This is a genomic window from Komagataeibacter oboediens, from assembly GCF_003207815.1.
Taxonomy (GTDB): domain Bacteria; phylum Pseudomonadota; class Alphaproteobacteria; order Acetobacterales; family Acetobacteraceae; genus Komagataeibacter; species Komagataeibacter oboediens.
The window spans coordinates 1-1,367 of record NZ_NKTX01000191.1; the positions used below are offsets into that span (position 1 = coordinate 1).

General features: G+C 64.6%; 1 protein-coding gene. It reads right to left on the reverse strand.

Annotated elements, in window-relative coordinates; genetic code table 11:
* Positions 1 to 306: 306 nt before the first annotated feature.
* Positions 307 to 1,367, reverse strand: a 1,061-nt coding sequence (locus CFR80_RS18200) for an IS91 family transposase (protein WP_110507854.1), incomplete at its 5' end; no start/stop codon positions are given.

Sequence of the window (1,367 nt, forward strand, 5' to 3'; positions counted from 1 at the left end):
CCTGAAGGGTTTCGGGCGCCGCGAGGCGTACGAAAGTCTGGGAAGACCGAACCCGCGACACCGGGACTCAGTTATGGGGAATTTGCAACTGGCGCTACCCGGGGGAGAGCCTGAGCCAGAGCATACAGGTGCGTTTGTGGAGCTGGAACGGGTTTTTGTGACCGGATCTGCATGACGCGATGACAGAACTGGCGGTGCAGACAGCGATTTTCCCGGTTTTTCCGGTGATGCGTACAGGAGCCCCGGTTTGCCGGCGCGGAGCCACTCCGACATCGGGATCGGTCATGCTGTAATCTCTGCGGGCTGTCATGGTGATCCCCCGGCCGGATCAGTGGCCCGTGGTGGTCCTCGGGGCTGGCACCATCGGGGAAGGATCTGGATGACGACCATCGGACCACCACAGCATGGGCACGGCGGTGGCGTGGCCGGTTCGGCTTCCGGGACTTCTGGCGCTGGTGTGGATATGACCTTGAGCAGTTCCCGCACCCGGGCGAGGCTGGCCTTGCGGCTGGAACTGGACAGCAGGCCATAATGGCGGATGCGATGAAATCCCCGTGGCAGGACATGCAGCATGAAGCGGCGGATGAACTCATCCGTGGCGAGTGTCATGACCTGCTGCTGGTGGGCCGTGTCCCGCCGGTAGTCCTTGTAGCGGAACGTCACGCCGTTTTCGTTGAACGCCAGGAGGCGGCGGTTCGAGATGGCGACACGGTGGGTATAGCGCGACAGGTAGGCCAGCACTGCTTTAGGACCGGCAAAAGGCGGTTTGGCGTAGACGACCCAGCGCGTGCTGCGCACAGGGGCCAGATACCGCATAAAGGCACGGCGGTCTGCCAGAGGGGCAAGCTGCCCCCGAAAGGCCAGCCGGTCGGCATCGAAAAGTGCGCGCAGCCGGGTCAGGAACAGGCGGCGGAACAGTTTGCCCAGCACGCGAACGGGCAGCAGGAAGGCAGGGCGTGACGAGATCCAGCGCTGGCCATCGGGCGAGAGACCGCCACCCGGCACGATCATGTGCACATGGGGATGGTGGGTCAGCGCCGAACCCCAGCTGTGCAGCACGGCGGTGATGCCGATGCGGGCACCCATATGCCGGGGATCGGCGGCGATCGTCATCATCGTCTCCGAGGCGGCCTGGAACAGCAGGGCGTAGAGAACGGCCTTGTTCTGGAGCGCGATGTCGGCGATCCGCGCAGGCAGGGTGAAGACGACATGGAAATACCCGACCGGCAGCAGATCGGCCTCCCGCTCGGCCAGCCATGTCCGCGCGGCGTTCCCCTGACAGCGCGGACAATGACGGTTGCGACAGCTGTTATAGGCGATCCGCCAGTGTCCACAGTCCCCGCAGGCCGCGACATGACCACCAAGGG